This window comes from Pseudomonas sp. (assembly GCF_048269965.1).
Lineage (GTDB): Bacteria > Pseudomonadota > Gammaproteobacteria > Pseudomonadales > Pseudomonadaceae > Aquipseudomonas.
In genome coordinates this window covers 50,440-75,919 of record NZ_JBLWTV010000005.1, presented here as the reverse complement: position 1 = coordinate 75,919, position 25,480 = coordinate 50,440, and the positions used below count along the sequence as shown (strand labels likewise).

The window sequence follows — 25,480 nt, the reverse complement described above, 5'->3', positions numbered from 1 at the left end:
GCGAACGCAAGGCCGTTACACCTGGCTAGACGTACTTGTTGGCAAGGTGGTGAAGAAGACTGCGCCGCATCCGGCTTGCGCCTGCTTTTCAGAGAGCGGCTCAGGCAAGCACCGAGCCTTGAAGAATCGTGCACCAGAACAGCGAGCCGAAGCGTCAGCCGCCGATGATCTTCATCACCGTCACGCCACCGGAGAAGGCCAGGTCCTGCTTGTCCCCCAACGCCTTGACCAGCAGGCGCTGCAGCGCTGGCAAGGCCTGGTGACGGGGTTTGTCCAGCAGGTCACCGACGAAGTGGCGATTGCTCGACGACAGGCAGCCGTGCAACCAACCGGTAGACGACAGGCGCAGGCGCGAGCAGGTACGGCAGAACGGCACGCTTTCGTTGGCGATCACACCGAAATGGCCGGCGCCGGGAATGGCGTAGCGCATCGCGGTAGCATCCACCGGCGCGCTGGCCTGAACGTACTGGTGACGACTGCCGATCAGCGCCAACAGCTCGGGCAGACCGACGAATTGCTGATTGAAGGCATTGGGATCACGCGCCAGGTGGCCCATGCGCATCAGCTCGATGAAGCGCAGTTCGAAGCCACGCGCCAGGCAGTACTCGAGCAGCGGCAGCACCTGGTCGAGGTTCTGCCCGCGCAACGGCACCATGTTGACCTTGACCTTCATCCCGGCTTCACGCGCCGCTTCCATCCCGGCCAGCACGCTGGCCAGGTCGCCACCACGGGCGATGCTGCGGAAGGCGTCGGCGTCGAGCGTATCGAGGGAAACATTGAGGCGACGGATGCCGCATTCGACCAGCAGCGGCAGCTTGCGCTCGAGCAACTGGCCGTTGGTGGTCAGGCTGATGTCGTCGAGACCGAGCTGACTGACCTGACGCAAAAAAGGCTCCAGGCGCGTGCTGACCAGCGGCTCACCACCGGTGATACGCAGGCGCTCGATGCCGGCTGCTTCGATCAGGTAAGCCACGCCGCGCGCCATGGCGTCAGCGGAGAGTTCGTCCTGAGCGGCGACCAGGCGCTTGCCGTTCGGCACACAGTAGGTGCAGGCGTAGTTGCAGGCGGCGGTCAGACTGACGCGAAGGTTGCGAAAGCGTCTGCCCTGGCGGTCGACGATCATTGAGAGCTCCAGTTCGTTAAGAATCGGAGTATATCGCTATGTCGGCCACGGCACAGTCCCGTGGCCGACCTGCCAGGCATCAGGCGTCGCGCTTGCGCTTGTTGCCCATGCGCACGCCGATGTCCATGAGGAACTGGAAGAAGCCTTCCTGATCCTCGAGCACATTGCTCCAGAACGGCGAGTGGTACAGGGCCACGGCGCCATGCACCAGGGCCCAGGCGGCGCAGTAGTGGAAGTACGGCGGCACGTCTTCCAGCTTGCCCTCGGCGATGCGCCCCTTGATCAGTTGGGTCAGACGCTCGAAGTTGGACGCACGGATCTTGTGCAGCTGCTCGACCATTTCCGGCACCTGATTGCCCTTGACCACCTTCTCTTCCAGGCGGTCGAACAGGCGATAGCGCTGCGGATCGCGCATGCGGAATTCAAAGTAGGCACGCGACAGCGCTTCCTTGTCACGATCCACGTCGGCCGAATGCAGCAGCTCGTTGAGATCGCGCTCGTAGTCGAGCATCAGGCGCAGGTAGATCTCCGCCTTGGACTTGAAGTGCTTGTAGATAGTGCCTTTGCCGATACCGACCGCATCAGCGATCATCTCGACGGTCACGCTGTCTTCTCCTTGTTCGAGGAAGAGTTTCAGCGCGGTATCGAGAATTTCTTGCTCGCGGCGACGGAATTCGCGGACCTTACGGGGTTCTTTCTGCATAAAGGGACTACGGGGTCAAAAATCGAAGCCGCCTATTATGCCCAAATGCGGCCAAATTGCACGGATCATCCGACCATGTACGTGTTTCATGATGAGTTCCCCCTGGAAAATGGACTGCGCTATCTGAATCATGCGGCAGTCGCCCCCTGGCCAAAACGCAGTGCTGAAGCGGTGCGGCGGTTCTCGGAAACGAACGTGGCCAGCGGTGCGCGTGACTATCCCGACTGGCTGAAACTGGAGCGTAGCCTGCGCGAACGCCTTGTGCGCCTGATGAACGCACCAAGCACCGGTGATATCGCACTGGTCAAGAATACATCCGAGGCACTGTCCTTCGTGGCCTTCGGCCTGGACTGGCGAGCCGGCGACCAGGTGATCATCAGTGACGAGGAATTCCCCTCCAACCGTATCGTCTGGCTGGCACTGGCGGCGCAGGGCGTGGAAGTGATCGAAGTCAGCCTCAAGGGCGATGACCCGGAGGCAGCACTGCTCGCCGCCTTCACACCGCGAACCCGCCTGTTGTCGGTCAGCGCCGTGCAGTTCGCCAGCGGCCTGCGCCTGGATTTGCCGCGCCTCGGCCAGGGCTGCCGCCAGCATGGCGTGCTGTTCTGCATCGATGCCATCCAGCAACTGGGCGCCCTGCCCTTCGATGTCCAGGCCTACGATTGCGACTTCGCCATGGCCGACGGCCACAAGTGGATGCTCGGCCCGGAAGGCCTGGGGGTGTTCTATTGCCGCAGTGCGGTACGCGATCAACTGAAACTGCACGAGTACGGCTGGCACATGCTGGAGCATGCCGGCGATTACACCCGCACGGACTGGCAACCGGCCCGCAGTGCGCGGCGCTTCGAATGCGGCAGCCCGAACATGCTCGGCGCCTTCGCCCTGGAGGCAAGTTTGTCGTTGCTCGAAGAAGTGGGCATGGAGCGGGTCGGTACACGCCTGGAAGACCGCGTGCAGCGCCTGGATGAGGGTATTCGCGCACTACCCGGCGCGGTAATGCATAGCCCGCTCGCCCCGGCGCGCCGCGCCGGCATCCTCAACTTCAGCCTGGCAGGCTGGGACAGCCCGGCGCTGTACCAACGCCTGCGCGAGGACCAGGTGATCTGCGTGCAGCGCGGGCCTGGAGTACGCCTGTCGCCGCATTTCTACACCGGCGAGCAGGTGATCGAAGAGACTCTGGCTCTGCTAACCCGGCTGGCAAAAGGGTGAGAATCTGCGCACGGCCTGCTGCGCGTCGGCCCTGCCGCGTTAAAAACAAGCTCGGGCGGCTCATTTGCAGCCTGCTAACCCAGTTGGCAAAAGGGTGAGGACTCAGCAGCGTCCGTGGTATTCCAAATCCGTTTAAGAAACTCAGACCTGGGCCTGGACGCTCGCTGATCATGGCTAATACTGGAACTTACTGGTGTGCGGCATCTCCCCCCAAGTGCCCCGCCAGCCAAGGTACCGTGGACCGCGTACCTTGATTTACTCCTAATGGTCTTGACCCGGATTCATCCCCCAGAATCCGGGTTTTTTTTGCTCAGTAGATCGCCGTTCCCGTGGGTTAGCCGCCTGTCACGGTCGCTGATTGCTTCGCTGGATCTGGGTGCGGCGTAGCCTGCCATGGCTGCAACGTCTTACATCGCCTGGTGCGCGCGGCGCACCCTACGGGCTCAGAAGTGCGGACCGTAGCCCGTATGCAATCCGGGGAATATCTACCGACAGCTTCGGATTGCATCCAGGCTACATCATCATGGTTTCAGGCCACGCCAGCCAACGGAAACAGACGCTTGAAGTTGCTCGAGGTCTGCTCGGCCAAGGTCTCGTAGCTGACGCCACGCAGCACCGCCAGGTATTCGGCCACTTCACGCACGTATTGCGGCAGGTTGGGCTTGCCACGATGCGGTACCGGCGCCAGGTAGGGCGAGTCGGTTTCCACCAGCAGACGGTCCACCGGCACCTGGCGCGCCACATCGCGCAGCGCCTCGGCATTGCGGAAGGTGACGATGCCGGACAGGGAAATATAGAAACCGATGTCCAGCGCGGCCTTGGCCATCTCCCAGTCTTCGGTGAAGCAGTGCAGCACGCCGGCCTGCGGCAGCGCCGCTTCGCGCAACAGCGCCAGGGTGTCGGCGCGGGCCTCGCGGGTATGCACGATTACCGGCTTACCCGTGATGCGCGCCGCCTCCAGATGCAGACGGAAGGAGGCCTGCTGCAGCGCAGCGGATTCCGGCTCGTAGTGATAATCCAGGCCGGTTTCACCGATGGCCACCACCTTCGGGTGCGCCAGCTCGCCGAGCAGCCAGTCCAGTGCGGGTTCTGCGCCTGGTTCCAGATCCAGTGGATGCACGCCCACCGAGCAATCGACATCGTCATAACGCTCGGCCAGGCCCTTGACCGTGGCGGCGTTGTCGGCGCTGACACCTATGCACAGGAAATGGCCCACGCCAGCGGCGCGAGCGGCATCCAGGGCAGCATCCAGCGAGCCGCCATGGGCAGCGAGGTCGAGACGATCAAGGTGGCAATGGGAATCGATCAGCACAGCGGGAAAACTCGAGCAAAGGGAAAGCACGAATTGTAATCGAAAGCGGCAGGTGCCTCGACGCTGAGAGATTCCGCCGCGAGGATGGTCAGCTCGCGGCCAGTGGGTTACATGGTGTGGGTCGGGCGGTCGGACTTCAGCGCGCCAGCGAGGTAGGTTTCGATCTTGTTGCGGGCGGTGTTATCGCCGTCGTTGAACTGCACGCCGACACCGGCGGCACGGTTGCCCTGAGCGCCTTTAGGGGTGATCCACACCACCTTGCCGGCCACCGGAATCTTCTCCGGCTCGTCCATCAGGTTGAGCAGCATGAACACTTCGTCACCGAGCTTGTAGCTCTTGTTGGTGGGTATGAAGAGACCGCCGTTCTTGATGAAAGGCATGTAGGCCGCGTAGAGCACGGACTTGTCCTTGATGGTCAGGGACAGAATTCCGTTACGGGGACCCAGATTGGGTGGCAGGCTCATCAGCGCATTCCTGGCGTTTATTGCTTAATGGCTGATTCTAGGGCTTGTTCATGCCCATGCGCAAACAACCGGGTGGCAGGCAACCAGCAGAATGTGACGCCCTGCCGAATCCGCTCGCCGCGCTGATCAGCCGCGATCCTGCCCTGGCAAGGCGGCCCACTGCACCAGCAGGGCTTCCAGCAGCAGTACACGATTGAGGTTGGCTTTGCCCATCACCTTCTGCCTTTGCGCGAGCAGCCATTGCTGAATCGCCAATACCTTGGCCTGCGCGCTCTTGTCCGCCAGGTACTGCACCACCTTGCGCATATCGGCCTGGCCCAGGCCTTCCTCGTCCCTGGTCAGTTGGTAGCGCAACATCAGTTGCGCCCAGTCGCAAAACCAGTCGAACAGCAGATTCAGCGGCAGTGAATTCCAGCTTTCCGCCAGTTGGCTCGGGGAGACCTGCTGCTTGAGCAGCTTCTTCACACCTTCCACGGCCTGGGCACGCTGCTCGCGCACACCCTGTGCCTGCAAGCGCGCAGCCTCCAGTGGCGAACCCGCTGCCAGAGTCAGCAAATCGACACGTTCATCGTCGCCCAGTTCAGGCAGTGCCCGGGCCAGCCAGGCCAGGCTCATCGCCTCGCTCGGCAATGGACAGGCCTGCTGCACGCAGCGACTCTTGATGGTCGCCAGCAGACGACTGGGCTGGTGACTGATGAGCAGCAGCACGGTATTGCCGGAGGGCTCTTCCAGGCTCTTGAGCAGCGCGTTGGCGGCGTTGAGGTTCATCGCCTCGGCCGGCTCCAGCAGCACCACCTTGCGCCCACCAAGTTGGGCGGTCTGCACCACGAAGTCGACCAGCTCACGCACCTGATCGACCTTGATCGGTTTGTCCGCTTCTTCGGGCTCCAGCACGTAGTTGTCCGGATGAGTGCCAGCGGCCAACAGATGACAGGACTTGCAGGTGCCGCAGGCATCCAGCCCATTCGGGCTCTGGCACAGCAGGCGCGCCATCAGGCGCTCGGCCAGCGCACGCTTGCCGATACCGGCCGGGCCATGCAGCAGATAGGCATGAGCATGCTGGCTGCGGCCGGCCAGATGCTGCCAGAGCGCTTGTTGCCAGGGATAGACCTCAGCCACGGCAGGCCTCCAGCAGACTCGGCAGCAAGGCGTCGATATCGGCCTGCACCTGGGCCAGGGTCTGTCCGGCATCCAGCACGCGATAGCGTTGCGGCGCCTGCGCAGCGCGCTGCAGATAGGCCTGGCGTACCGCTTCGAAGAAGCCACGGCCTTCCTGCTCGAAACGATCCAGACGACCGCGAGCCGCTGCGCGAGCCAGACCGATCTCGATGGGCAGATCGAAGATCAGGGTCAGGTCCGGGCGCAGCTCGCCCTGGACGAACTGTTCCAGCTGCGCGATGCGCTCCATGGAAAGACCGCGACCACCGCCCTGGTAGGCGTAGGTGGCATCGGTGAAACGGTCGCACAACACGACGCAGCCCCTGGCCAGAGCCGGGCGAATGACCTGCTGCAAGTGCTGGGCACGGGCAGCGAATACCAGCAGCAACTCGGCATCGGCAGCCATCGGCTCATCGCTCGGATCGAGCAGCAATTCGCGGATACGCTCGGCCAGCGGCGTACCGCCGGGCTCACGCGTCAGCAGCACATCGACGCCCTGCTCGCGCAGGCGCTCGGCCAGGTATTCGCGATTGGTGCTTTTGCCGGCGCCTTCCGGGCCTTCCAGGGTGATAAACAGACCGGTCACGGATTGCCCTTATTCGGTTTCGGCCGCCGCGCGTGGCGCGGGGCTGGAGCGGTAGTCGGCGCGACGCTTGAGCTGGTATTCGCGCACCGCGCGGTTGTGCTCGGCCAGGGTGTTGGAGAACACGTGGCTGCCGTCGCCTCGCGCGACGAAATACAGGGTGGTGCCATCGAGCGGGTTGAGCGCCGCGTGAATCGCCTCGCGGCCGACCATGGCGATCGGCGTCGGCGGCATGCCGTCGATGGTATAGGTGTTGTAGGGCGTTGGCCTACGCAGGTCGGCGCGAGTGATGCGGCCGTTGTAGCGCTCGCCCATGCCGTAGATGACAGTGGGGTCGGTCTGCAGGCGCATGCCGATACGCAGGCGACGGACAAACACGCCAGCGATCTCGCCACGCTCTTCGGGTACACCGGTTTCCTTCTCGATCATCGAGGCCATGATCAGCGCATCGTAGGGCTCGCGATAAGGCAAACCTTCGGCGCGTTTCTGCCACTCCTCGGCCAATACGCTCTCAAGACGAGCATTGGCCTGCTTGAGCAGGTCCTCGTCGCTCATGCCGCTTACGTAGCGATAGGTATCGGGAAAGAAACGCCCTTCCGGGTTCTGCCCGGCCAGCCCCAGGCGTTCCATCAACTGGGTATCGCTGAGATCGGCCAGACGCTGCTCCAGGCGCTCCTCGCGGCCCAGAGCCGCGCGGACCTGGCGGAAGTTCCAGCCCTCGACCAGGGTCAGGCTGTACTGCACCACCTCACCGCGCTGCCACAGGCCGAGCATGTCTCGCGCAGTTTGCTGCGGCAGCAGACGGTATTCGCCGCTGTGCATGGCCGGAGCGCGCAGGTTGAAGCGCCAGTACAGACGCAGCCAGAAGGCGTTGTCGATCACGCCTTCCGCCTCCAGGCGATTGAGCAGGCCGCTCGGCGTGGCGCCGGAGGGCACCTCCAGGAGTCTTTCCTCAGTCAGCTGCAGAGGCTGTTCCAGCGCTCTCTGCTGCTGCCAGGCGGCACCCACGACGAGCAGCGCAGCCAGTAGCACGCCGCACTCAAGCAGCACCAGGATTTTGCGTAGCACCAGTTATTTACTCAGTAGGTCGCAGACAATGGCCTGCAGTTTACGGGTGAGCGGCCCGACCGACCAGTGTCGCTCTTGCAGCGCCCGCACAGGCCAGATGCCGTAAAGGCTGTTGCAGAGAAAGACTTCGTCGGCGCCCAGCAGTTCGTCGAAGGAAATATCGCGTAACTCGACAGGCAGCCCGAGCCACTGCGCCTGCTGCAGAATCTCCGCGCGCATCACCCCGGCCACGCCACAGCGCGACAGCTGCGCACTGACCAGCGCGCCGTCGACGACCAGGAACAGGTTGCTGTACACGCCCTCGATGACCCGGCCACTGCTGTCGCGCATCAGCCCCTCGGCGCACTCGGCGCCCTGCCACTCGGCGCGCGCCAGCACCTGCTCCAGGCGGTTGAGATGCTTGAGCCCGGCCAGCAAGGGCTGCTCGGCCAGACGCGTCACGCAAGGGAAGAGACGAACACCCTGCTCGGCATGCTCGGCGGGGTACTGCGGCAAAGGCGCCGCCTGCAGGATGCGCAGCGGCTGGCAAGGCTGCGGCGGCGCGTAGCCGCGCTGACCTTCACCACGGGTGACGATCAGCTTGGCCACGCCGTCGTCCAGTTGCTCGGCGAACGCCTGCAGCTCTTGCTCAATGAGAAGCAGATCGAGGGGAATGGACAAACGCCGACACCCATCGGCCAGGCGCGCCATATGCCGCGCCAGCAGCGGGATGCGTCCGCCGCGCACGGTGATGGTCTCGAACAGACCATCACCGTAAGCCAGGCCACGGTCGCGAACCGACAACTGCTCGCCGGGCGCGCCGTTGACCCAGCTCAGCATCAGCCGTTGAACCGACGGAACAGCAGCGAGCCGTTGGTGCCGCCGAAACCGAAGGAGTTCGACAGAGCGATTTCGATCGGCATGGCCTTGGCCTGGTGCGGCACGAAGTCCAGGTCGCAACCTTCGTCGGGCTCATCCAGGTTGATGGTCGGCGGTGCCACCTGATCACGGATCGCCAGGATGCTGAAGATCGCCTCCACCGCACCTGCGGCACCGAGCAGGTGACCGGTCATGGACTTGGTCGAGCTGACCGACAGCTTGTAGGCATGCTCACCGAACACGCTCTTCACTGCCGCGGCTTCGGCCAGGTCGCCTGCCATGGTCGAGGTGCCATGGGCGTTGATGTACTGCACCTGATCGGCATTGATACCGGCATCACGCAGGGCAGCCGCCATGCAGCGCGCCGCACCTGCGCCATCCTCGGGTGGTGAGGTCATGTGGAAGGCGTCTCCGCTCATGCCGAAGCCGATCAGCTCGGCATGGATGGTGGCACCACGCGCCTTGGCGTGCTCCAGTTCTTCCAGCACCAGGGCGCCGGAGCCGTCGGACAACACGAAGCCATCACGGCCCTTGTCCCACGGACGGCTGGCCCTGGTCGGATCGTCGTTGCGCGTCGACAGCGCGCGCGCCGCACCGAAGCCGCCCATGCCCAGGCCGCAGGCTGCCATCTCGGCGCCGCCGGCGACCATCACGTCAGCTTCGCCATAGGCGATGTTGCGTGCGGCCATGCCGATGCAGTGAGTACCCGTGGTACAGGCCGTGGCGATGGCGTAGTTAGGCCCCTGCAGACCCAGGTGGATCGACAGGAAGCCGGAAATCATGTTGATGATCGAGCCCGGCACGAAGAACGGCGAAATACGCCGTGGCCCCTGCTCGTGCAACGACTTGCAGTTGTTCTCGATATTGGTCAGGCCGCCGATGCCGGAGCCCATGACCACACCGATCCGCTCACGATTGGCGTCGGTGATATCCAAGCCGGAATCACGCACGGCCTGGAAGCAGGCAGCGAGACCGTACTGGATGAACAGATCGAGCTTGCGCGCCTCCTTGGCAGAGAGATATTCCTCGACATTGAAGCCCTTGAGCGACCCGCCAAAACGGGTGGAGTAGGCCGACAGGTCCATATGCTCGATCAGGCCGATGCCACTGCGCCCGGCCAAAATGCCCTGCCAGCTGCTCGGCACATCGTTACCCAGCGGCGACAACATGCCCATACCGGTAACCACGACGCGTCTACGCGACACAGCAATCTCCTCTTGTTCTACTCAGGCGCCACATGCGCCTTGCACGTAAAGAAAAACCGCACGCCTGATTAGGGCAGTGCGGCTTTTCTCGATCAGAAAGCTGACGGTGACTTATTGCGCGTGGGCAGTCACGTAGTCGATGGCTTCCTGAACGGTGGTGATTTTCTCAGCTTGCTCGTCCGGGATCTCGGTCTCGAATTCTTCCTCGAGAGCCATCACCAGCTCAACGGTGTCAAGAGAGTCGGCACCCAGGTCTTCAACGAAGGAAGCGCTGTTGGTGACTTCCTCTTCCTTGACGCCAAGTTGCTCAGCAACGATTTTCTTGACGCGTTCTTCGATGGTGCTCATACCTTGTTTTCACTCCTATTGGACAAATCCAGGCAGCTGGTAGCGGCCAAGTGTATAGAAAGGGTTTTTAGCATTTCAAGCTGAATGCCGGGGAGCCCCCAGGAACACTTCAACGATCTGTCTATAAACCTGTTGCAGCTTTATAACGGATTTTAGACAGCCACTATGACAGTTTTCTGATGGCTCGCGTCACATTCGAGTGCCTCCGGACATTCGGAGGCGCCCTTTTTAGCTCATGTACATACCGCCGTTCACCGGGATAGTAGCCCCAGTGACGTAACCTGCGCCATCGGAAGCCAGGAAACCGACTACCTTGGCGATCTCTTCGGCCTGACCCAGACGACCCAGCGGAATCTGCGTCAGCAGCGCGTCACGCTGGCCTTCCGGCAGCTCACGGGTCATGTCGGTGTCGATGAAACCTGGGGCCACCGAGTTGACCGTGATACCGCGCGACCCCACTTCACGCGCCAGCGCGCGACTGAAACCTTCCAGACCGGCCTTGGCTGCAGCGTAGTTGACCTGACCGGCATTGCCCATCGCACCGACCACGGAGCCGATGTTGATGATGCGCCCGAAACGCGCCTTGGTCATGCCACGCAGCACAGCCTTGGACAGACGGTAGAGGCTGTTCAGGTTGGTATTGATGACATCATGCCATTCGTCGTCCTTCATCCGCAGCATCAGGTTATCGCGGGTGATGCCGGCGTTGTTGACCAGGATCAGCGGCTGACCAAGATGTTGCTGAATATGTTCAAGGGTGGTGGCAACCGATTCGTCATTGCTTACGTCGAGCACCAGGCCGGCGCCTTCGACGCCATTGGCCTTGAGGGTTTCAGCGATGCGCTCGGCACCCGAGGCGCTGGTGGCAGTGCCGATGACGATGGCGCCCTGACGACCCAGTTCCAGGGCGATTGCCTGACCGATACCACGGCTGGCGCCGGTGACCAGCGCGACCTTACCTTGCAGACTCATATTCGCTCTCCTTTCTCAAGCCAACGCAGCGCGAGCGGCGGCGAAAGCTTCGGGGGTATCCAGATTGTAAGTGTTGATGCCTTTGACACAGCGCTTGTTCAGGCCGCCCAGCACCTTGCCAGGACCGCACTCGACCAGATCGGTCACACCCTGCTCTGACAGCCGCACCATCGACTCGACCCAGCGTACCGGGCTGTAGAGCTGCGCCAGCAGATCAGCCTTGAGAGTGGCCAGATCGGACACCACGGCGGCACTGACGTTCTGCACCAGCGGGATCTGCGGCGCCTGCCAGTTCAGCGCCTCGACCGACTCGGCGAAACGCTCGGCGGCCGGCTTCATCAGGGCGCAGTGCGACGGCACACTGACCGGCAGCGCCATGGCGCGCTTGGCACCACGAGCCTTGCACGCCTCGATGGCACGCTCGACGGCAGCCGCGCTGCCGGCGATCACCACCTGGCCAGGGGCGTTGAAGTTGACCGCGCTGACCACATCGCCCTGCGCGGCTTCGGCACAGGCGGCCAGCACATCGGCGTCTTCCAGACCGAGGATCGCGGCCATGCCGCCCTGCCCGGCCGGCACGGCCTGTTGCATCAGTTGACCACGACGCTCTACCAGCTTCACCGCATCGGCAAAGGCGATGCTGCCTGCGGCGACCAGCGCGGAGTATTCACCCAAGCTATGACCGGCAACGAAAGCCGGCTTGGCACCGCCATCGGCCTGCCACAGACGCCACAGGGCGATGGAGGCAGTGAGAATGGCCGGCTGGGTCTTGTCGGTCTGGTTCAGTTGCTCTTCCGGGCCTTGCTGGGTCAGAGCCCAGAGGTCGTAGCCGAGCGCTTCGGAGGCTTCGCCGAACGTATCGAGCACCAGCTTCTGCTGGGCGCCGTGGTCGGCAAGCATGGCCAGGGCTTGCGAGCCTTGGCCGGGAAAGACGAATGCGAGGGATGCAGACATGAATAAGTCCCTTGAGTCGAAAAACCAACGCCAGGCGAGCCTGGCGCAGCAAACTGACAGTTGGATGACAGGCTGCGTGCCGCGGTCACATCAGGCCGCCAGTCACGCACCGAAAAACGTGACGAGTTTACAGCAACAAGTCCTCGAGGCGACCATGCAGTCGCTGCGGCAAATTCTCCTGCACCTCGCGCAGCGCACAGCGTATGGCACTCTGAAAGCTTTCCTGACCAGCTGCACCATGACTTTTGACCACGATGCCCTGCAGACCGAGAAAGCTCGCACCATTGTGCCGCGCCGGCGCCAGGTCGGCCTTCAGGCGGCGCAGCAGCGGCATCGCCAGGGCACCTATGGCCTGGGCGAACAGCCCCTCGCTGAACAGCGCCTCGACCCGCCCGGTGATCATTCGGGCCAGGCCTTCGCTGGACTTGAGCAGGATATTGCCAACGAAACCGTCGCACACCACGACATCGGCTTCGCCGCGATACATACCGTCGCCCTCTATGTAGCCGATGAAGTTCAGTCCATGCGCCTGCTGCAGCATATTGGCCGCCAGCTTGACCTGCTGATTGCCCTTGATGTCTTCGGTACCGACATTGAGCAAGGCGACCCGTGGCCGGGACACGCCCAGCGTCTCGGCCGCCACGGCCCCCATGATCGCGAACTGATAGAGATGCTCGGCGCTGCAATCGACGTTGGCGCCCAGGTCCAGCAGGTAGCAGTGACCGCGCTCGGTGGGAATCGGGCTGACCATCGCCGGTCGGTCGATGCCCGGCAGCGTCTTGAGCACATAACGCGACAGCGCCATCAACGCACCGGTATTGCCCGCACTGACGCAGGCATGCGCCTGGCGCTGGCGCACCAGCTCCAGCGCCACGCGCATCGAGGCATCCGGCTTGCCACGCAGAGCCTGGGCCGGACGCTCGTCCATGGCGATCACTTCGCTGGCGTGATGAACCTGCAGGCGCGAGCGATCGACGCCGGACTGGCGAGCGAGCTGTTCTTCGATGAGGGGAGCTTGGCCGACGAGGGCCAGGTGCAGCGAGGGGAATTCGGCTAGCGCAGAAATGCAGGCCGGAACAATGCAGTGGGGACCGAAGTCCCCACCCATTGCATCAATCGCGATGATCGAGGCAGACAAGGATTACTCGTCAGCGCCCTTGTCGATCACTTTGCGACCGCGGTACACGCCTTCCGGAGAAACGTGGTGGCGCAGGTGAACTTCACCTGTGCTCTTCTCTACGGACAGGGTGCTGGCCTCGAGGGCGTCGTGCGAACGACGCATGTCGCGGGCGGAGCGGGATTTTTTGTTCTGCTGAACAGCCATAATTGATTAACTCCTAAACGTTTGGGTCACGCTTTAACTGCGCCAATACACTGAACGGGTTGGACCGCGATACCTCGTCCTCGCCTGGCTCGGGCTCATCGAGACCGTCCGGCTGCTGGCAATCACCTGGGGCATGAGCAGGAACGATGGGTAAGGCGAGAAGCAACTCTTCCTCGACCAGACCAAGCAGCTCCAGCGGCTCTTCGCCCACTTCCAGCACGTCGTAGCCCTTAGGCAAGGACTGAGTGTTCGCTCCAACCCGAACCACGGCGTATTCACATTCGCTGCGGATGGGTAGCGCGACCAGCTCCAGACAACGCTGGCAGACCATTTTGACCTCAACCTCGAGCTCACTGCGGATGACCACAGTTTTCTGCTCGTCACGGGCGAAATGAAACTTCGCCTGCACCGCGCCAACCGTATCGGAAAGCGGGTCGCAGAGACGCGGCAGGCTGGCCAGTTCGAGCTGCCCCTCTAGGGTAGCTTCGCGGTCGGCGAGCTTGCGCGGATCAACGTGAGGTGGAATCGGCCCATTCAACATAGGCGCAGCATTCTAGGGATGCACCCCGCCCATGTCAAAGGAAATTCAGCCTGTCTTCAAGCAGTTGCGATCAGTAGAATTTCTCACCCCCCATATATAAGGAAGAGAACATGCCTGCGCTGCTGCTCGCCTCCAGCTCCCCCTACCGTCGCGAGCTGCTCGACCGCCTGCAACTGCCCTTTACCTGGCAGTCGCCGAACATCGACGAAACCCGCCTGCCCGGTGAAGCAGCCATCGACCTGGTCAAGCGCCTGGCCGAAGAAAAGGCCCGCGCCCTCGCCACCAGCCATTCTGAGCATCTGATCATCGGCTCGGACCAGGTCGCCGTACTCGGCGATGGACAAATACTCGGCAAACCCCACGACCTGCCGAGAGCCCAGCAACAGCTGCGCGCCGCCAGCGGCAGCAGCGTCACCTTCCTCACCGGCCTGGCGCTGCTCAACACCAGTAGCGGCAGGTGCCAGGTGGACTGCGTGCCTTTCACCGTGCACTTCCGTCAACTTAGCGACGAGCAAATCTTGCGCTATCTGCAACGCGAGCAACCATTCGACTGCGCCGGCAGCTTCAAGTCCGAAGGGCTGGGCATCAGCCTGTTTCGCAGCACCGAAGGCGAAGACGCCACCAGCCTGATCGGCCTGCCGCTGATTCGCCTGGTGGACATGCTACTGAACGAAGGCGTCGAGATTCCTTGAGCCATCAACGAAGAAGGCCCGCTACGCGGGCCTTCTTCATATACATCAGCGTAGTGTCGGCCCCTGAAAGCCCATCCACAGCGCGATGCGATCCGCCACACTGGTACCCAGGCGCTTGGCGAAGCGATCGAATGGCGTATCACGCTGAGTGAAGTCGACCATCTCTTTCTGGCCAATCACCTCACGCGCCACATAGCTGGCACTGCCCAGCGCATCGACCAACCCCAACTGCAGCGCCTGCTCACCCGACCAGACCAACCCCGAGAACAGCTCGGGATGCTCGTCAGCCTTGAGACGCTCACCGCGCCCTTGCTTCACGCTTTCGATGAATTGGCGATGCGTGGTATCCAACACCCCCTTCCAGAAGCGGGTTTCCTCTTCCTTCTGCGGCTGGAACGGATCGAGAAACGCCTTGTGCTCGCCCGACGTGTAGACACGGCGCTCCACGCCAAGCTTCTGCATGGTCTCAACAAAACCGAAACTGGCCGCCGTGACCCCGATGGAGCCGACCAGGCTGGCCTTGTCGGCATAAATTTCATCGGCTGCACTGGCGATGTAGTAGGCACCGGAGGCACCCAGATCACTGATCACCGCATAGACCTTGGTCTGCGGATATTCGCCGCGCAAACGACGGATCTCGTCATAGATGTAGCCGGACTGCACCGGGCTGCCGCCCGGGCTGTTGATGCGCAGGATCACACCCTTGGTATTGCTGTCCTCGAAGGCGGCGCGCAGGCTGCCCACCACCTTGTCAGCACTGGCCTCCTCACGATCGGCGATCATGCCGCGAATTTCGATCAGCGCGGTATGCGCCTCGGTGGTCGAGGCCTTTTTCAGGTCGAGCGCCGGCAACACCAGCGCCAGCGCACCGAACAGATAGATAAAGGTCAGCAGCTTGAAAAAGATACCCCAGCGACGCGAACGACGCTGTTCCTGAACACTGGAAAGCAGGGCCTTTTCCAGCAACTTCCAGCTCTTGGCATCCTCGCCCGACGAAGACGATGACTTCCACTCATCCGACATGCTCACTCACCTCTGCAGGACGCTGCGCATGACGGCCTTCCAGCCATGCACGCAGCTCATTGAATTCATTGATCGCCAAACGCGGCGAACACTCGCGCAGCACCGACAACGGCTGCGCCCCGAAACCGACCGCCACGGCATCCATTCCGGCATTGCGCGCCATCAGCAGGTCGAAGGTCGAATCCCCCACCATCAGCCCGCGCTCGGGCTGCACCCGACAATGCGCAAGAATCTCATGAAGCATCAAAGGATCGGGCTTGCTCGCAGTCTCGTCAGCGCAACGAGTGATATCGAAGTAATCCAGCCACCCCTTGTCAGCCAGCACTCGATGCAACCCCTTGCGCCCCTTGCCAGTGGCCACGGCGAGACGATAACCCTGATCACGAAAGACCTCGAGCGACTCGCGCACACCCTCGAAAAGTGGCGACGGCTCGGTTTCCAGCGCCAGATACTGCTCACTGTAGGCACGCCGGATGGTTTCGATTCGCAGCGGTTCATCGAGTTCCGGGTAAAGCGTGCGAATTGCCACACCCAGCTCCAAACCAATGATCCCGCGCACCTCGACATCCGTGCAGCGCGGCACGCCCGCCACATCTGCCGCGCGATGCATGGCCTCGACGATACGACCGATGGAGTCCACCAGCGTGCCATCCCAGTCGAAGATCAGCAGTTGATAATCAGGCACTCAGACGCTCCAGGGTCTTGGCCCACATCTCATCCACCGGCGCCTCGAGCTTCAGCACGCCACCATCGGGCAGCGGCACGTGCAACTCATAGGCATGCAGGAACAGGCGTTTACCGCCCAGCTCGCGAATTTCGCGGGAGAAGTCGTCGTCGCCGTATTTGCTGTCGCCGGCGATACCATGACCCGCATATTGGGCGTGCACACGAATCTGATGGGTACGACCAGTGATCGGCCTGGCTTCGACCAGCGTGGCGAACTCACCGAAACGGCGCAGCACGCGAAATACCGTGAGCGCCTCCTTGCCCTCGGGATTCACCTCGACCATACGCTCGCCGGAGCGCAGGTTGCTTTTCAGCAGCGGCGCGGCGATCTGCTTCTTGGCGGTCGCCCAGTGGCCACGCACCAACGCCATATAGCGTTTGTCTACGCCATCGCCGCGCAGCGCTTCGTGCAGGTGGCGCAGCATGCTGCGCTTCTTGGCGATCATCAGCAGGCCGGAGGTATCGCGATCGAGGCGGTGCACCAGTTCCAGATCCTTGGCATCGGGACGCAACTGGCGAAACGCCTCGATCACACCGTAATTCAAGCCGCTGCCACCATGCACAGCGATACCGGCCGGCTTGTTCAGCACGATCAGCGCCTTGTCCTCATAAACGATGGCGGCTTCGAGGCGCTGCAGCAGCCCCTGCGCCAGCGGCTCGGGCGCATCGCGCTCAGCCAGGCGCAGCGGCGGCACGCGCACCACGTCACCCGCCTGGAGCTTGTACTCGGGCTTGATCCGCCCCTTGTTAACCCGCACTTCGCCCTTGCGCAGAATGCGGTAAATCAGGGTCTTGGGCACGCCCTTGAGCTGTGTCCTGAGGAAGTTGTCGATGCGTTGGCCGGCGAGTTCCGGTGCAACCTCGATCAGCTGAACGCCGGAGGTTGGAGAGGCAGGAGTAGTCATCGCGCAATCATAACAATTTTTTATGGAATTGAAGCACTTAATCATTGCTGCTATAGTCGCGAACGCCGCCAAAAGCGGCCTGGCTTGCGGATGAATGCCAAACTTGCCATCCCCTGCCCGCGCAAACGTATTTGGACGTGAGGCCGTCCGACGGATTCTTCAGGTTAGAAAGGCCGCTAAAGGCCACGAAGACTTCGGAAATAAAGCCTTGAGTATGATGCGCGATTCGCCCACCGGGCGGTCGCGGTAACTGACAACCGCTGCGGAATCCGCGCGCGGCACCCGATTTTCAGCGATACGTGTAGGGTGGAGATGTACAACTGTCGGACTGCGTAGCATATCGCTTGATCAAAGACGCCTCATCTCGTCCGCTACCGCCAGTTGATTCCTCTTCCTGACTGAGTGCTTTCTGTCACCACAGCAAGCAGGAGACGTCCGTCGCGACCGCGGCCTGATAATGGCTGACCGTCGCTAGACAGTGGAACGATTTACGACCGTTTCTGACGCGCCTGACACCGACCCTGAGAGTCGTGTGTGCCTAACGTGGCTTCCGCTAGCCCCGGAACCCATTGGTACCACATGAAAAGAATGCTAATTAACGCGACTCAGCCTGAAGAGTTGCGTGTTGCCCTGGTAGATGGCCAAAAACTCTACGATCTGGACATCGAGTCCGGTGCCCGCGAACAGAAAAAGGCCAACATCTACAAAGGCCGCATCACCCGCGTTGAACCCAGCCTCGAAGCCGCTTTCGTCGACTTCGGCTCAGAACGTCACGGCTTCCTCCCCCTCAAAGAAATTTCCCGCGAATACTTCTCCAAAGCCCCTGAAGGCGGCCGCGTCAACATCAAGGACGTGCTCAAGGAAGGCCAGGAAGTCATCGTCCAGGTCGAGAAGGAAGAACGCGGCAACAAGGGCGCAGCCCTGACCACCTTCATCAGCCTGGCCGGTCGTTACCTGGTGCTGATGCCGAACAACCCGCGTGCCGGCGGCATCTCCCGCCGCATCGAAGGCGAAGAGCGCAATGAACTGCGCGAGGCGCTGAACGGCCTCAACGCCCCGGCCGACATGGGCCTGATCGTGCGCACCGCCGGCCTGGGCCGCTCCAGCGAAGAAATGCAGTGGGACCTCGATTACCTGCTGCAACTGTGGAGCGCCATCAAGGAAGCCTCCACCAGCCGCCCTGCCCCGTTCCTGATCTATCAGGAATCCAATGTCATCATCCGCGCCATTCGCGACTACCTGCGCCAGGACATCGGTGAAGTGCTGGTCGACAGCGTCGAAGCCCAGGAAGAGGCCCTGTCCTTCATCCAGCAGGTGATGCCGCAGTACGCCAGCAAGATCAAGCTGTACGAAGACAGCGTGCCGCTGTTCAACCGCTTCCAGATCGAAAGCCAGATCGAGACCGCCTTCCAGCGTGAAGTGAAGCTGCCGTCCGGTGGCTCCATCGTCATCGACCCGACCGAAGCCCTGGTGTCCATCGACATCAACTCGGCGCGCGCCACCAAAGGCAGCGACATCGAGGAAACCGCGCTGCAGACCAACCTGGAAGCAGCCGAAGAAATCGCCCGCCAGTTGCGTCTGCGTGACATCGGCGGCCTGATCGTCATCGACTTCATCGACATGACCCCGGCGAAGAACCAGCGCGCCGTCGAAGAGAAGGTGCGTGAAGCCCTGGAAGCCGACCGCGCCCGCGTTCAGGTCGGCCGTATCTCGCGCTTCGGCCTGCTGGAAATGTCCCGTCAGCGTCTGCGTCCGTCCCTGGGTGAAACCAGCGGCATCGTCTGCCCGCGCTGCAACGGTCAAGGCATCATCCGTGACGTCGAATCCCTGTCGCTGGCCATCCTGCGCCTGATCGAAGAAGAAGCGCTGAAGGATCGCACCGCCGAGGTCCGCGCCCAGGTGCCGATCCCGGTCGCCGCCTTCCTGCTCAACGAGAAGCGCAACTCGATCACCAAGATCGAACTGCGTACCCGTGCGCGCATCGTGATCCTGCCGAACGACCACCTGGAAACGCCGCATTTCGAAGTGCAGCGCCTGCGTGACGATAGCCCGGAAGCCCTGAGCGGCCAGACCAGCTACGAAATCGCCGCCACTGCGGAAACCGAAGAAACCGCTGCCCAGCCAGCCGCCGCCACGCGCACCCTGGTTCGCCAGGAAGCCGCAATCAAGGCTGCGCCGCGCAGCAGTGCCCCAGCCGCTGTCGAGCCGCAGGCACCGCTGGCTCCGACCAAGGCGCCTGAGCCTAGCCTGTTCAAAGGCCTGGTGAAGTCCCTGGTCAGCCTCTTCGCCGGCAAGGAAGAAGAAGCCCAGCCTGCAGTAGTCGAGAAGAAGAGCAACGAGCGTCCGCCACGCGAAGAGCGCCGCAACGGTCGTCAGCAGAGCCGCAACCGTGGCGGTCGCCGCGATGAAGAGCGCAAGCCTCGCGAAGAGCGCGCCCCACGTGAAGAGCGTCCGGCCCGCGAACCGCGCGAAGAGCGCCAACCTCGCGAAGAGCGTGCTCCGCGTGAAGAGCGCGCCCCACGCGAGCCGCGTGAAGGCCAGGAAAATCGCCGTGAGCGCAAGCCGCGCGAAGAACGTGCCCCGCGTGAAGAGCGTGTACGTGAACTGCGTGAACCACTCGATGCCGATGCTGGTAACGAGCAACGCGAAGAGCGTGCCGAGCGCCCGCCGCGTGGTGAACGTCAGGAGCGTCAGCGTCAACCGCGTGAAGAGCGCCAGCCGCGTGCCGAGCAGGCCGAGGCCCTGCAGGACGAAGCACTGCCGAACGAAGAGCAGATGCAGGACGACGAACAGGACAGCAACGATGGCGAGCGTCCGCGTCGCCGCTCCCGCGGTCAACGTCGTCGCAGCAATCGTCGCGAACGTCAGCGTGATGCCGATGGCAACCTGATCGAAAGCGCCGAAAACAGCGAAGCGGCCGGTAACGAAACTCAGGCAGTCACCCCGGTCGCAGTAGCTACTGCCGCCGCAGCGGTTGCAGAAAGCGTCGACAGCAGCGACACCGTGGCCAGCGAGGCTCCGGCCATTGAAGCTCCAGCGGTACAGGTTGAAGCCGCCCCAGCCGCTCAACCCGTCGAGGCGCAAGCCGAGACAGTAGTGAGCGAAGTGGTCGAAACCGCTCCGGTTGCAGAGAAAGCAGTTGAGGCAGAACCGGCCGTAGTCGAAACACCTGCTGTCGTTGAAGCGCCAGTTGCTGAGCCGCTCGTTCAAGCTGAGCCCGTTGCAGAAGCCGCACAGGAGCCGCTGCCCGCCGTAGAAGCCCCTGTCGCCGAAACCCCTGCCGCAGTGCCGGCCAACGCTACCGGCCGTGCGCCGAACGACCCGCGCGAAGTGCGTCGTCGTCAGCGTGAAGCAGAGCGCCTGGCGCGCGAAGCTGCGCAGGCCGCCGCTGCAGCCCCGGTTGTAGAAGCTGCCCCGGTAGTCGACGCCGCTCCGGTCGCTGAAGCAAGCGCCCCGGCAGAAGCCGAAGCGCCAGCAGCAGAAACCGCTCCTGCGGTCGAGCCGGTCGCCGAAGCCGAAGCCGAAGCCGAAGCCACCGTTATCGCCAACGAGCAAAGCGTGAGCGAAGCGGCAGAGCAAGCGCAGCCGGAAGAAGAAACGCAAGCCGACAAGGAGGAGGTCAAGCCTCAGGCTTGATACTCCTGCGGCAAGTAAAAAGGGGATGCCTAGGCATCCCCTTTTTCATTTCCGTGTCTGGCGCTGCAGGCGCGTAGCCCGGATGCAATCCGGGAGCGGCAGTCACCGGATCACGTCCGCACCACAGATCAGAGCACGTTGGGTTCGATTTCCAGCTCTACCCCAAACCGCTCCAGGATATCGCCCTGGATACGCTGAGCCAGGTGCAGCAGTTGCGCCCCCGTGGCGTTGCCATAGTTGACCAGCACCAGCGCCTGCAAACGATGCACACCGGCATCACCCTCACGCACGCCCTTCCACCCTGCCCGTTCGATCAACCAACCCGCGGCCAGCTTGGCCAGACCAGCGCCAGCCGGATAGCTGACCAGATCGGCATGCTCGCCGCGAATGCGCTCGGCCAATTCGAATGGCACCAGCGGATTCTTGAAGAAGCTGCCGGCGTTACCCAGCTCGGCGGGATCCGGCAGTTTTTCGCTGCGAATGGCGCAGATTGCCCGGCTGACGTCGCTCGCGGTGGGCGCTTCCACGCCCATCTCGGCGAGACGCTGGCGCACCGGACCGTAATCCAGACGCAGCGAAGCCAGACGGCTCAGACGAAAGCGCACGCGCAGGATCAGCCAGCGCCCAGCTTCGCGCTTGAACAGGCTGTCGCGATAGGCGAAGGCGCATTCATCAAGCGCGAAGTCACGCAGCTCGCCGGTCTGCCTATCCAGCGCGGTCAGGCCAGCGAACAGATCCTTGATCTCCACACCATAGGCACCGATGTTCTGCATCGGCGCCGCGCCGACGGTGCCGGGAATCAGGCTGAGGTTTTCCAGGCCGTTCAGGCCCTGTGCCAGGCTCCACTGCACGAACGGATGCCAGGGCTCGCCGGCCTCGGCCTCCAGCAGCACCTGCTCGCCGTCGTCCTCGAGGATACGAATGCCGCGGCTGGCCATACGCAGCACCAACGCCTCGACATCACGGGTGAGCAGCAGATTGCTGCCACCGCCAATCACCAGCAGTGGCAAGCCCTGCTGACTCGCCAGGCTCAGCGCCTCGCGTACATCGTCATCGTCCTGCGCTTCGGCGAAACGCCGTGCATGCACATCGACACCGAAGCTGTTGAAGGCCTTGAGCGAAACGTCGCTCTGCAGATTCAGGCTCACAGGCGCCCCTTGATCTCGATCAGCAACGCGTCACTGGCTTGCTCGATCAGGTCCAGCACCTGCTCGAAGCCATCCTCGCCACCGTAGTAAGGATCAGGCACCTCATCCAGCGTCAGCGCGTAGCGACGCAGGTAGAGATCCAGATCGGCACAGCCATCGGCAGGGCGCAATGCCTCGAGGTTGCGCAGGTTGCTCTGGTCCATGGCCAGAATCAGGTCGAAACGCTGGAAATCGGCAGCTTCGACCTGGCGCGCACGCTGCGCGGACAGGTCATAACCACGGCGCAGGGCTGCCTGACGCGTGCGACTGTCGGGCGCCTTGCCGACATGCCAGTCGCCGGTTCCGGCGGAGTCCACCTGGACCCGATGGTCCAGACCAGCCGCGCGCAGCTTGTGGCGAAAAACGCCCTCGGCCGTGGGCGAACGGCAGATGTTGCCCAGACAGACAAAAAGAACCTTCATCAGGCCCCCAGCAGGTTGCGCACCCGCTCCAGGTCTTCGGCGGTGTCCACGCCGGCCGCCGGTGCTTCAAGGGCATCAGCGACATGAATACGTACGCCGTTGTACAACGCGCGCAGTTGCTCCAGACACTCGGTGTCTTCCAGCCAGCACGGGCCCCAGGCGACGAAGTCATGCAGGAAGCCGGCGCGGTAGGCGTAGATGCCGATATGACGGCGATATGGCACGCCGGCCGGCAGCACATCGCGACTTCTGGCAAAGGCATCGCGCGCCCAGGCCAACGGCGCACGACTGAAGGTCAGGGCCAGGCCATTTTTGTCCGCGACCACCTTGACCACATTGGGATTGAACAGCGCGGTGACGTCCTCGATGGGCTCGGCCAGGGTGGCGATACCGGCCTGCGGGTTGGCCGCCAGGTTGGCCGCCACCTGATCGATGATCACAGGCGGAATCAGCGGCTCATCACCTTGCACGTTGACCACGATGGCATCGGCAGGCAGACCAAGCTGGGTGGCCACTTCGGCCAGGCGGTCGGTGCCGGAGTTGTGATCCTCGCGGGTCAGCAGCACCTCGGCGCCGAAGGCCTGGCAGGCTTCGACGATGCGTGCATCGTCGGTAGCGACCACTACACGATTGGCAGAGCTCTTCTGCGCCTGCTCCCAGACGTGCTGCACCATGGGCTTGCCGGCGATGTCCTGCAGCGGCTTGCCGGGCAGGCGGGTGGAGGCGTAACGGGCAGGAATGACGACGGTGAAGGCTGCGCTCATTTACTTGTCCAGACGCTCGTCGGTATTCAGGGTGCGGGCTTCGCTTTCCAGCATCACCGGAATGCCGTCGCGAATCGGATAGGCCACGCCGGCGCCCTTGCTGATCAGTTCGGTCTTGTCTTCGGAAAGCTGCAGCGGGCCTTTGCAGATCGGGCAGGCGAGGATATCGAGTAGTTTGAGGTCCATGGCGCAGTCCTTGATGGGGTCATCAAGACCCCGGTATGAGGCGGGCCAACTCTTTATCCAGCCAGTCGACGAAAGCCTGCGTGGGCACGGCGTCGACGGCCAGGTACCACCAGTCGGCGGCGGCGAAGGCCCGGCATTTGACCGCATCCTTCTCGGTCATCAGCAGTGGCAGCGACGGCTCGAAGCTGAGCTGCGCGGCATCGTACTGGGCATGGTCGGCGAAGGGATGCGGAACCGGGCGCCAGTTTAGCGCTTCGAGGGTATTGAAGAAACGTTGCGGGTTGCCGATACCGGCCACCGCATGCACCGCCTGACCGTGCGGCAGATGATCGAGGCCGACGCGCTCACCGCTGGCCAGGTTGACCAGGGCGGTGGGCTGCAAGCGAAAGGTGTAGCCATCGGCGCGATCCGCCTCAGCACCGTTGAACAGCACAGCATCCACCTCGTCCAGACGCTCGGCCGGCTCGCGCAGTGGCCCGGCCGGCAGGCAGCGGCTATTGCCCAGGCCACGCGCGGCGTCGATCAAAACCAGTTCCAGATCGCGTGCCAGGCGATAGTGCTGCAGGCCGTCGTCGCAGAGGATCAGGTCCAGTGACTCCTCGGCCAGCAGCGCACGCACGGCGCGACTGCGATCCGGGTCGATCATCAAGGGCACACCCGTACGCTGGACGATCAGCAGCGGCTCGTCACCCGCCTGCGCCGCCGGCTGCTCGGCGCGCACCCGCCACGGCAGACTGGGTGGCGTGGCGCCGTAACCACGGCTGACCACGCCGACCCTGAGGCCACGGGCACGACAGTGTTCGATCAGAAAGAGAATGAGCGGCGTCTTGCCGGTGCCACCCACCGTGATGTTGCCCACCACCAGCACGGGCACCGGGGCACGGTAGATATCGCCTTCGCCAGCCAGGAAACGCGCGCGCTTGCCCTGCACCACGCGGCGATACAGCCACTCCAGCGGACGCAGCAGCGTCAGCGCCGGGTGGCCGCGATACCAGGCCTCGAGCAAGCGATCAGCAGCGCTCACTCAAGGGGTTTCCTGTGCTTCCACCGTGGTGATGCGCAGATGCGAGAAGCCCAGCTTGCCGGCCGCATCCATCACAGTGATCACCGACTGGTGCGGAGTCTTGCCGTCGGCACTGATGATCAGCGGCAGGCTGTTGTCGCCATCGGATTCCTTCTGCAGTGCCGCCATGAGATTGCTCAGGTTGCTCTCCAGCAGTGCTTTGCCATTGACCGAAAACGCGCCGTCGGCGCCGATCAGCACCTCGACCTGCTTGAGCTCGGTCTGTTCGGGCGGCGTGCCACTGGCCGCCTCGGGCAGATCGACCTTGAGCTGGGTCTCGCGGGTGAAGGTGGTGGTGACCACGAAGAACAGCAGCAGGATGAATACCACGTCGATCAACGAGGCCAGGTTGATCTCGACGTTCTCCCGCGGTTTGCGCCGGAATTTCACGCCTTGCCCTCACCCAGGTCGACGTCGCGATCTCCCTGCACCATTTCCACCAGCTTGATCGCTTCCTGCTCCATGCCGACCACCAGCTCGTCGACGCGACGCTGCAGGTAGCGATGGAAGAACAGTGCCGGGATCGCCACCATCAGACCGGCCGCCGTGGTGATCAGCGCCTTGGAGATACCACCGGCGAGCATCGGCGCGTTGGCCATGCCCGAGCCCATGAAGGAGCTGAAGATCTCGATCATGCCCAGCACGGTGCCGAGCAGGCCAAGCAGCGGCGCGATGCCGGCAATGGTGCCGAGGGCATTGAGGTAGCGTTCCAGGTCATGGATGACGCGGGCTGCTGCCTCCTCGATGCACTCTTTCATGATCTCGCGACCATGTTTGGAGTTGGCCAGGCCGGCGGCGAGAATCTGCCCCAACGGCGAATCTTCGCGCAGTTCCTTGAGCTTCTGGTTGTTGAGTTTCTTGTCCTTGATCCAGCGCCAGACCTGAGCCAGCAAATTGGCCGGGGTGACGCGGGCGGGCCGCAGGGTCCACAGGCGCTCGGCGACGATGCCGGCAGCAGCGATGGAACAGAGAATGATCGGCAGCATCATCCAGCCGCCAGCTTTGACCAGTTCCCACACGGTAGAGAATCCCCCTCGAAAAAGTGGCGCCACTC

At 62.9% G+C, this 25,480-nt stretch carries 28 protein-coding genes; 3 read left to right on the top strand and 25 right to left on the bottom strand.

What is annotated here, in order from left to right:
* Positions 1-154: 154 nt before the first annotated feature.
* Both ACN0X6_RS07800 and ACN0X6_RS07795 read right to left on the bottom strand, forming a co-directional pair.
* Positions 155-1,123 carry a GTP 3',8-cyclase MoaA gene (locus ACN0X6_RS07800; protein WP_417703009.1) on the bottom strand — a complete coding sequence of 323 codons (969 nt, stop codon included), beginning with the start codon at positions 1,121-1,123 and terminating at the stop codon, positions 155-157.
* Positions 1,124-1,202: 79 nt separating this feature from the next.
* Positions 1,203-1,826 carry a TetR/AcrR family transcriptional regulator gene (locus ACN0X6_RS07795; protein ID WP_003461933.1) on the bottom strand — a complete coding sequence of 208 codons (624 nt, stop codon included), beginning with the start codon at positions 1,824-1,826 and terminating at the stop codon, positions 1,203-1,205.
* 75 nt (positions 1,827-1,901) lie between these two features.
* Here ACN0X6_RS07795 and ACN0X6_RS07790 point away from each other — a divergent pair, with 75 nt between their 5' ends.
* On the top strand, positions 1,902-3,035 hold the full coding sequence (locus ACN0X6_RS07790) for an aminotransferase class V-fold PLP-dependent enzyme (RefSeq protein WP_417703008.1): 1,134 nt from the start codon (positions 1,902-1,904) through the stop codon (positions 3,033-3,035).
* A 529-nt stretch (positions 3,036-3,564) separates the two neighbouring features.
* Here ACN0X6_RS07790 and ACN0X6_RS07785 read toward each other — a convergent pair.
* From ACN0X6_RS07785 to ACN0X6_RS07725, 13 genes are all read right to left on the bottom strand, one after another.
* Positions 3,565-4,347: a TatD family hydrolase gene (locus ACN0X6_RS07785; protein ID WP_417703007.1), complete on the bottom strand. Its 783-nt coding sequence runs from the start codon at positions 4,345-4,347 to the stop codon at positions 3,565-3,567.
* A 107-nt stretch (positions 4,348-4,454) separates the two neighbouring features.
* The gene (locus tag ACN0X6_RS07780) at positions 4,455-4,811 is read right to left on the bottom strand and encodes a PilZ domain-containing protein (protein WP_003245164.1); all 357 of its coding nucleotides are present in this window, start codon (positions 4,809-4,811) and stop codon (positions 4,455-4,457) included.
* Positions 4,812-4,937: 126 nt separating this feature from the next.
* Positions 4,938-5,930: a DNA polymerase III subunit delta' gene (locus ACN0X6_RS07775; protein ID WP_417703006.1), complete on the bottom strand. Its 993-nt coding sequence runs from the start codon at positions 5,928-5,930 to the stop codon at positions 4,938-4,940.
* Positions 5,923-6,555 carry a dTMP kinase gene (gene tmk, locus ACN0X6_RS07770; RefSeq protein WP_417703005.1) on the bottom strand — a complete coding sequence of 211 codons (633 nt, stop codon included), beginning with the start codon at positions 6,553-6,555 and terminating at the stop codon, positions 5,923-5,925. Before tmk ends, ACN0X6_RS07775 begins: the two co-directional genes overlap by 8 nt.
* A gap of 9 nt (positions 6,556-6,564) precedes the next feature.
* Positions 6,565-7,620: an endolytic transglycosylase MltG gene (gene mltG / locus ACN0X6_RS07765; RefSeq protein ID WP_417703004.1), complete on the bottom strand. Its 1,056-nt coding sequence runs from the start codon at positions 7,618-7,620 to the stop codon at positions 6,565-6,567.
* A gap of 3 nt (positions 7,621-7,623) precedes the next feature.
* Positions 7,624-8,439 (bottom strand): aminodeoxychorismate lyase, encoded by an 816-nt coding sequence (gene pabC, locus ACN0X6_RS07760; protein WP_417703003.1) that lies wholly within the window; start codon positions 8,437-8,439, stop codon positions 7,624-7,626.
* Positions 8,439-9,683: a beta-ketoacyl-ACP synthase II gene (gene fabF, locus ACN0X6_RS07755; protein ID WP_417703002.1), complete on the bottom strand. Its 1,245-nt coding sequence runs from the start codon at positions 9,681-9,683 to the stop codon at positions 8,439-8,441. Before fabF ends, pabC begins: the two co-directional genes overlap by 1 nt.
* Before the next feature lie 111 nt (positions 9,684-9,794).
* The gene (acpP, locus tag ACN0X6_RS07750) at positions 9,795-10,031 is read right to left on the bottom strand and encodes an acyl carrier protein (protein WP_003245177.1); all 237 of its coding nucleotides are present in this window, start codon (positions 10,029-10,031) and stop codon (positions 9,795-9,797) included.
* A 228-nt stretch (positions 10,032-10,259) separates the two neighbouring features.
* A complete protein-coding gene (gene fabG, locus ACN0X6_RS07745; RefSeq protein ID WP_003245179.1) occupies positions 10,260-11,003 on the bottom strand; it encodes a 3-oxoacyl-ACP reductase FabG in 744 nt (247 codons plus the stop codon).
* 15 nt (positions 11,004-11,018) lie between these two features.
* Complete coding sequence (gene fabD / locus ACN0X6_RS07740) at positions 11,019-11,957, bottom strand: ACP S-malonyltransferase (RefSeq protein WP_160020349.1); 939 nt, start codon at positions 11,955-11,957, stop codon at positions 11,019-11,021.
* 127 nt (positions 11,958-12,084) lie between these two features.
* On the bottom strand, positions 12,085-13,095 hold the full coding sequence (plsX, locus tag ACN0X6_RS07735; protein WP_417703001.1) for a phosphate acyltransferase PlsX: 1,011 nt from the start codon (positions 13,093-13,095) through the stop codon (positions 12,085-12,087).
* Between the two features lie 3 nt (positions 13,096-13,098).
* Positions 13,099-13,281 (bottom strand): 50S ribosomal protein L32, encoded by a 183-nt coding sequence (rpmF, locus tag ACN0X6_RS07730; protein WP_003245185.1) that lies wholly within the window; start codon positions 13,279-13,281, stop codon positions 13,099-13,101.
* 13 nt (positions 13,282-13,294) lie between these two features.
* Positions 13,295-13,822: a YceD family protein gene (locus ACN0X6_RS07725; protein ID WP_017677609.1), complete on the bottom strand. Its 528-nt coding sequence runs from the start codon at positions 13,820-13,822 to the stop codon at positions 13,295-13,297.
* A 110-nt stretch (positions 13,823-13,932) separates the two neighbouring features.
* Here ACN0X6_RS07725 and ACN0X6_RS07720 point away from each other — a divergent pair, with 110 nt between their 5' ends.
* Positions 13,933-14,514 carry a Maf family protein gene (locus ACN0X6_RS07720; RefSeq protein WP_417703000.1) on the top strand — a complete coding sequence of 194 codons (582 nt, stop codon included), beginning with the start codon at positions 13,933-13,935 and terminating at the stop codon, positions 14,512-14,514.
* Positions 14,515-14,559: 45 nt separating this feature from the next.
* Here ACN0X6_RS07720 and sppA read toward each other — a convergent pair whose 3' ends face one another.
* Genes sppA through rluC form a run of 3 tightly spaced genes read right to left on the bottom strand, consistent with a single transcriptional unit; the run spans position 14,560 to position 17,168 of the window.
* On the bottom strand, positions 14,560-15,537 hold the full coding sequence (sppA, locus tag ACN0X6_RS07715) for a signal peptide peptidase SppA (protein WP_417702999.1): 978 nt from the start codon (positions 15,535-15,537) through the stop codon (positions 14,560-14,562).
* Positions 15,527-16,222: an HAD-IA family hydrolase gene (locus tag ACN0X6_RS07710; protein WP_417702998.1), complete on the bottom strand. Its 696-nt coding sequence runs from the start codon at positions 16,220-16,222 to the stop codon at positions 15,527-15,529. The genes sppA and ACN0X6_RS07710 overlap by 11 nt, the downstream gene beginning before the upstream one ends.
* The gene (gene rluC / locus ACN0X6_RS07705) at positions 16,215-17,168 is read right to left on the bottom strand and encodes a 23S rRNA pseudouridine(955/2504/2580) synthase RluC (protein ID WP_417702997.1); all 954 of its coding nucleotides are present in this window, start codon (positions 17,166-17,168) and stop codon (positions 16,215-16,217) included. Before rluC ends, ACN0X6_RS07710 begins: the two co-directional genes overlap by 8 nt.
* A gap of 579 nt (positions 17,169-17,747) precedes the next feature.
* Between rluC and rne the strand changes: the two genes are divergently transcribed.
* On the top strand, positions 17,748-20,804 hold the full coding sequence (gene rne, locus ACN0X6_RS07700; RefSeq protein WP_417702996.1) for a ribonuclease E: 3,057 nt from the start codon (positions 17,748-17,750) through the stop codon (positions 20,802-20,804).
* 128 nt (positions 20,805-20,932) lie between these two features.
* Here rne and murB read toward each other — a convergent pair whose 3' ends face one another.
* From murB to ACN0X6_RS07665, 7 genes are read right to left on the bottom strand one after another with little or no spacing between them, the layout of a single operon-like run.
* Positions 20,933-21,952, bottom strand: coding sequence for a UDP-N-acetylmuramate dehydrogenase (gene murB / locus ACN0X6_RS07695; RefSeq protein ID WP_417702995.1), 1,020 nt, complete (start codon positions 21,950-21,952; stop codon positions 20,933-20,935).
* Positions 21,949-22,413, bottom strand: coding sequence for a low molecular weight protein-tyrosine-phosphatase (locus ACN0X6_RS07690; protein ID WP_417702994.1), 465 nt, complete (start codon positions 22,411-22,413; stop codon positions 21,949-21,951). Before ACN0X6_RS07690 ends, murB begins: the two co-directional genes overlap by 4 nt.
* Positions 22,413-23,177: a 3-deoxy-manno-octulosonate cytidylyltransferase gene (gene kdsB / locus ACN0X6_RS07685; protein WP_417702993.1), complete on the bottom strand. Its 765-nt coding sequence runs from the start codon at positions 23,175-23,177 to the stop codon at positions 22,413-22,415. The genes ACN0X6_RS07690 and kdsB overlap by 1 nt, the downstream gene beginning before the upstream one ends.
* On the bottom strand, positions 23,178-23,363 hold the full coding sequence (locus ACN0X6_RS07680) for a Trm112 family protein (RefSeq protein WP_013714804.1): 186 nt from the start codon (positions 23,361-23,363) through the stop codon (positions 23,178-23,180).
* Between the two features lie 22 nt (positions 23,364-23,385).
* Positions 23,386-24,387, bottom strand: coding sequence for a tetraacyldisaccharide 4'-kinase (lpxK, locus tag ACN0X6_RS07675; RefSeq protein WP_417702992.1), 1,002 nt, complete (start codon positions 24,385-24,387; stop codon positions 23,386-23,388).
* The gene (locus tag ACN0X6_RS07670) at positions 24,388-24,816 is read right to left on the bottom strand and encodes an ExbD/TolR family protein (RefSeq protein WP_417702991.1); all 429 of its coding nucleotides are present in this window, start codon (positions 24,814-24,816) and stop codon (positions 24,388-24,390) included.
* Positions 24,813-25,445: a MotA/TolQ/ExbB proton channel family protein gene (locus tag ACN0X6_RS07665; protein WP_013714801.1), complete on the bottom strand. Its 633-nt coding sequence runs from the start codon at positions 25,443-25,445 to the stop codon at positions 24,813-24,815. Before ACN0X6_RS07665 ends, ACN0X6_RS07670 begins: the two co-directional genes overlap by 4 nt.
* Between the last annotated feature and the right edge of the window lie 35 nt (positions 25,446-25,480).

What these genes read in the sequence shown, in the direction of transcription:
- fabG (WP_003245179.1), bottom strand. Translation starts at nt 11,003, where the DNA reads ATGAGTCTGCAAGGTAAGGTCGCGCTGGTCACCGGCGCCAGCCGTGGT.
- kdsB (WP_417702993.1), bottom strand. Translation starts at nt 23,177, where the DNA reads ATGAGCGCAGCCTTCACCGTCGTCATTCCTGCCCGTTACGCCTCCACC.
- ACN0X6_RS07720 (WP_417703000.1), top strand. Translation starts at nt 13,933, where the DNA reads ATGCCTGCGCTGCTGCTCGCCTCCAGCTCCCCCTACCGTCGCGAGCTG.
- ACN0X6_RS07780 (WP_003245164.1), bottom strand. Translation starts at nt 4,811, where the DNA reads ATGAGCCTGCCACCCAATCTGGGTCCCCGTAACGGAATTCTGTCCCTG.
- ACN0X6_RS07690 (WP_417702994.1), bottom strand. Translation starts at nt 22,413, where the DNA reads ATGAAGGTTCTTTTTGTCTGTCTGGGCAACATCTGCCGTTCGCCCACG.
- ACN0X6_RS07680 (WP_013714804.1), bottom strand. Translation starts at nt 23,363, where the DNA reads ATGGACCTCAAACTACTCGATATCCTCGCCTGCCCGATCTGCAAAGGC.
- ACN0X6_RS07800 (WP_417703009.1), bottom strand. Translation starts at nt 1,123, where the DNA reads ATGATCGTCGACCGCCAGGGCAGACGCTTTCGCAACCTTCGCGTCAGT.
- rne (WP_417702996.1), top strand. Translation starts at nt 17,748, where the DNA reads ATGAAAAGAATGCTAATTAACGCGACTCAGCCTGAAGAGTTGCGTGTT.
- rpmF (WP_003245185.1), bottom strand. Translation starts at nt 13,281, where the DNA reads ATGGCTGTTCAGCAGAACAAAAAATCCCGCTCCGCCCGCGACATGCGT.
- rluC (WP_417702997.1), bottom strand. Translation starts at nt 17,168, where the DNA reads ATGACTACTCCTGCCTCTCCAACCTCCGGCGTTCAGCTGATCGAGGTT.
- sppA (WP_417702999.1), bottom strand. Translation starts at nt 15,537, where the DNA reads ATGTCGGATGAGTGGAAGTCATCGTCTTCGTCGGGCGAGGATGCCAAG.
- pabC (WP_417703003.1), bottom strand. Translation starts at nt 8,439, where the DNA reads ATGCTGAGCTGGGTCAACGGCGCGCCCGGCGAGCAGTTGTCGGTTCGC.
- ACN0X6_RS07725 (WP_017677609.1), bottom strand. Translation starts at nt 13,822, where the DNA reads ATGTTGAATGGGCCGATTCCACCTCACGTTGATCCGCGCAAGCTCGCC.
- fabD (WP_160020349.1), bottom strand. Translation starts at nt 11,957, where the DNA reads ATGTCTGCATCCCTCGCATTCGTCTTTCCCGGCCAAGGCTCGCAAGCC.
- ACN0X6_RS07790 (WP_417703008.1), top strand. Translation starts at nt 1,902, where the DNA reads ATGTACGTGTTTCATGATGAGTTCCCCCTGGAAAATGGACTGCGCTAT.
- ACN0X6_RS07795 (WP_003461933.1), bottom strand. Translation starts at nt 1,826, where the DNA reads ATGCAGAAAGAACCCCGTAAGGTCCGCGAATTCCGTCGCCGCGAGCAA.
- acpP (WP_003245177.1), bottom strand. Translation starts at nt 10,031, where the DNA reads ATGAGCACCATCGAAGAACGCGTCAAGAAAATCGTTGCTGAGCAACTT.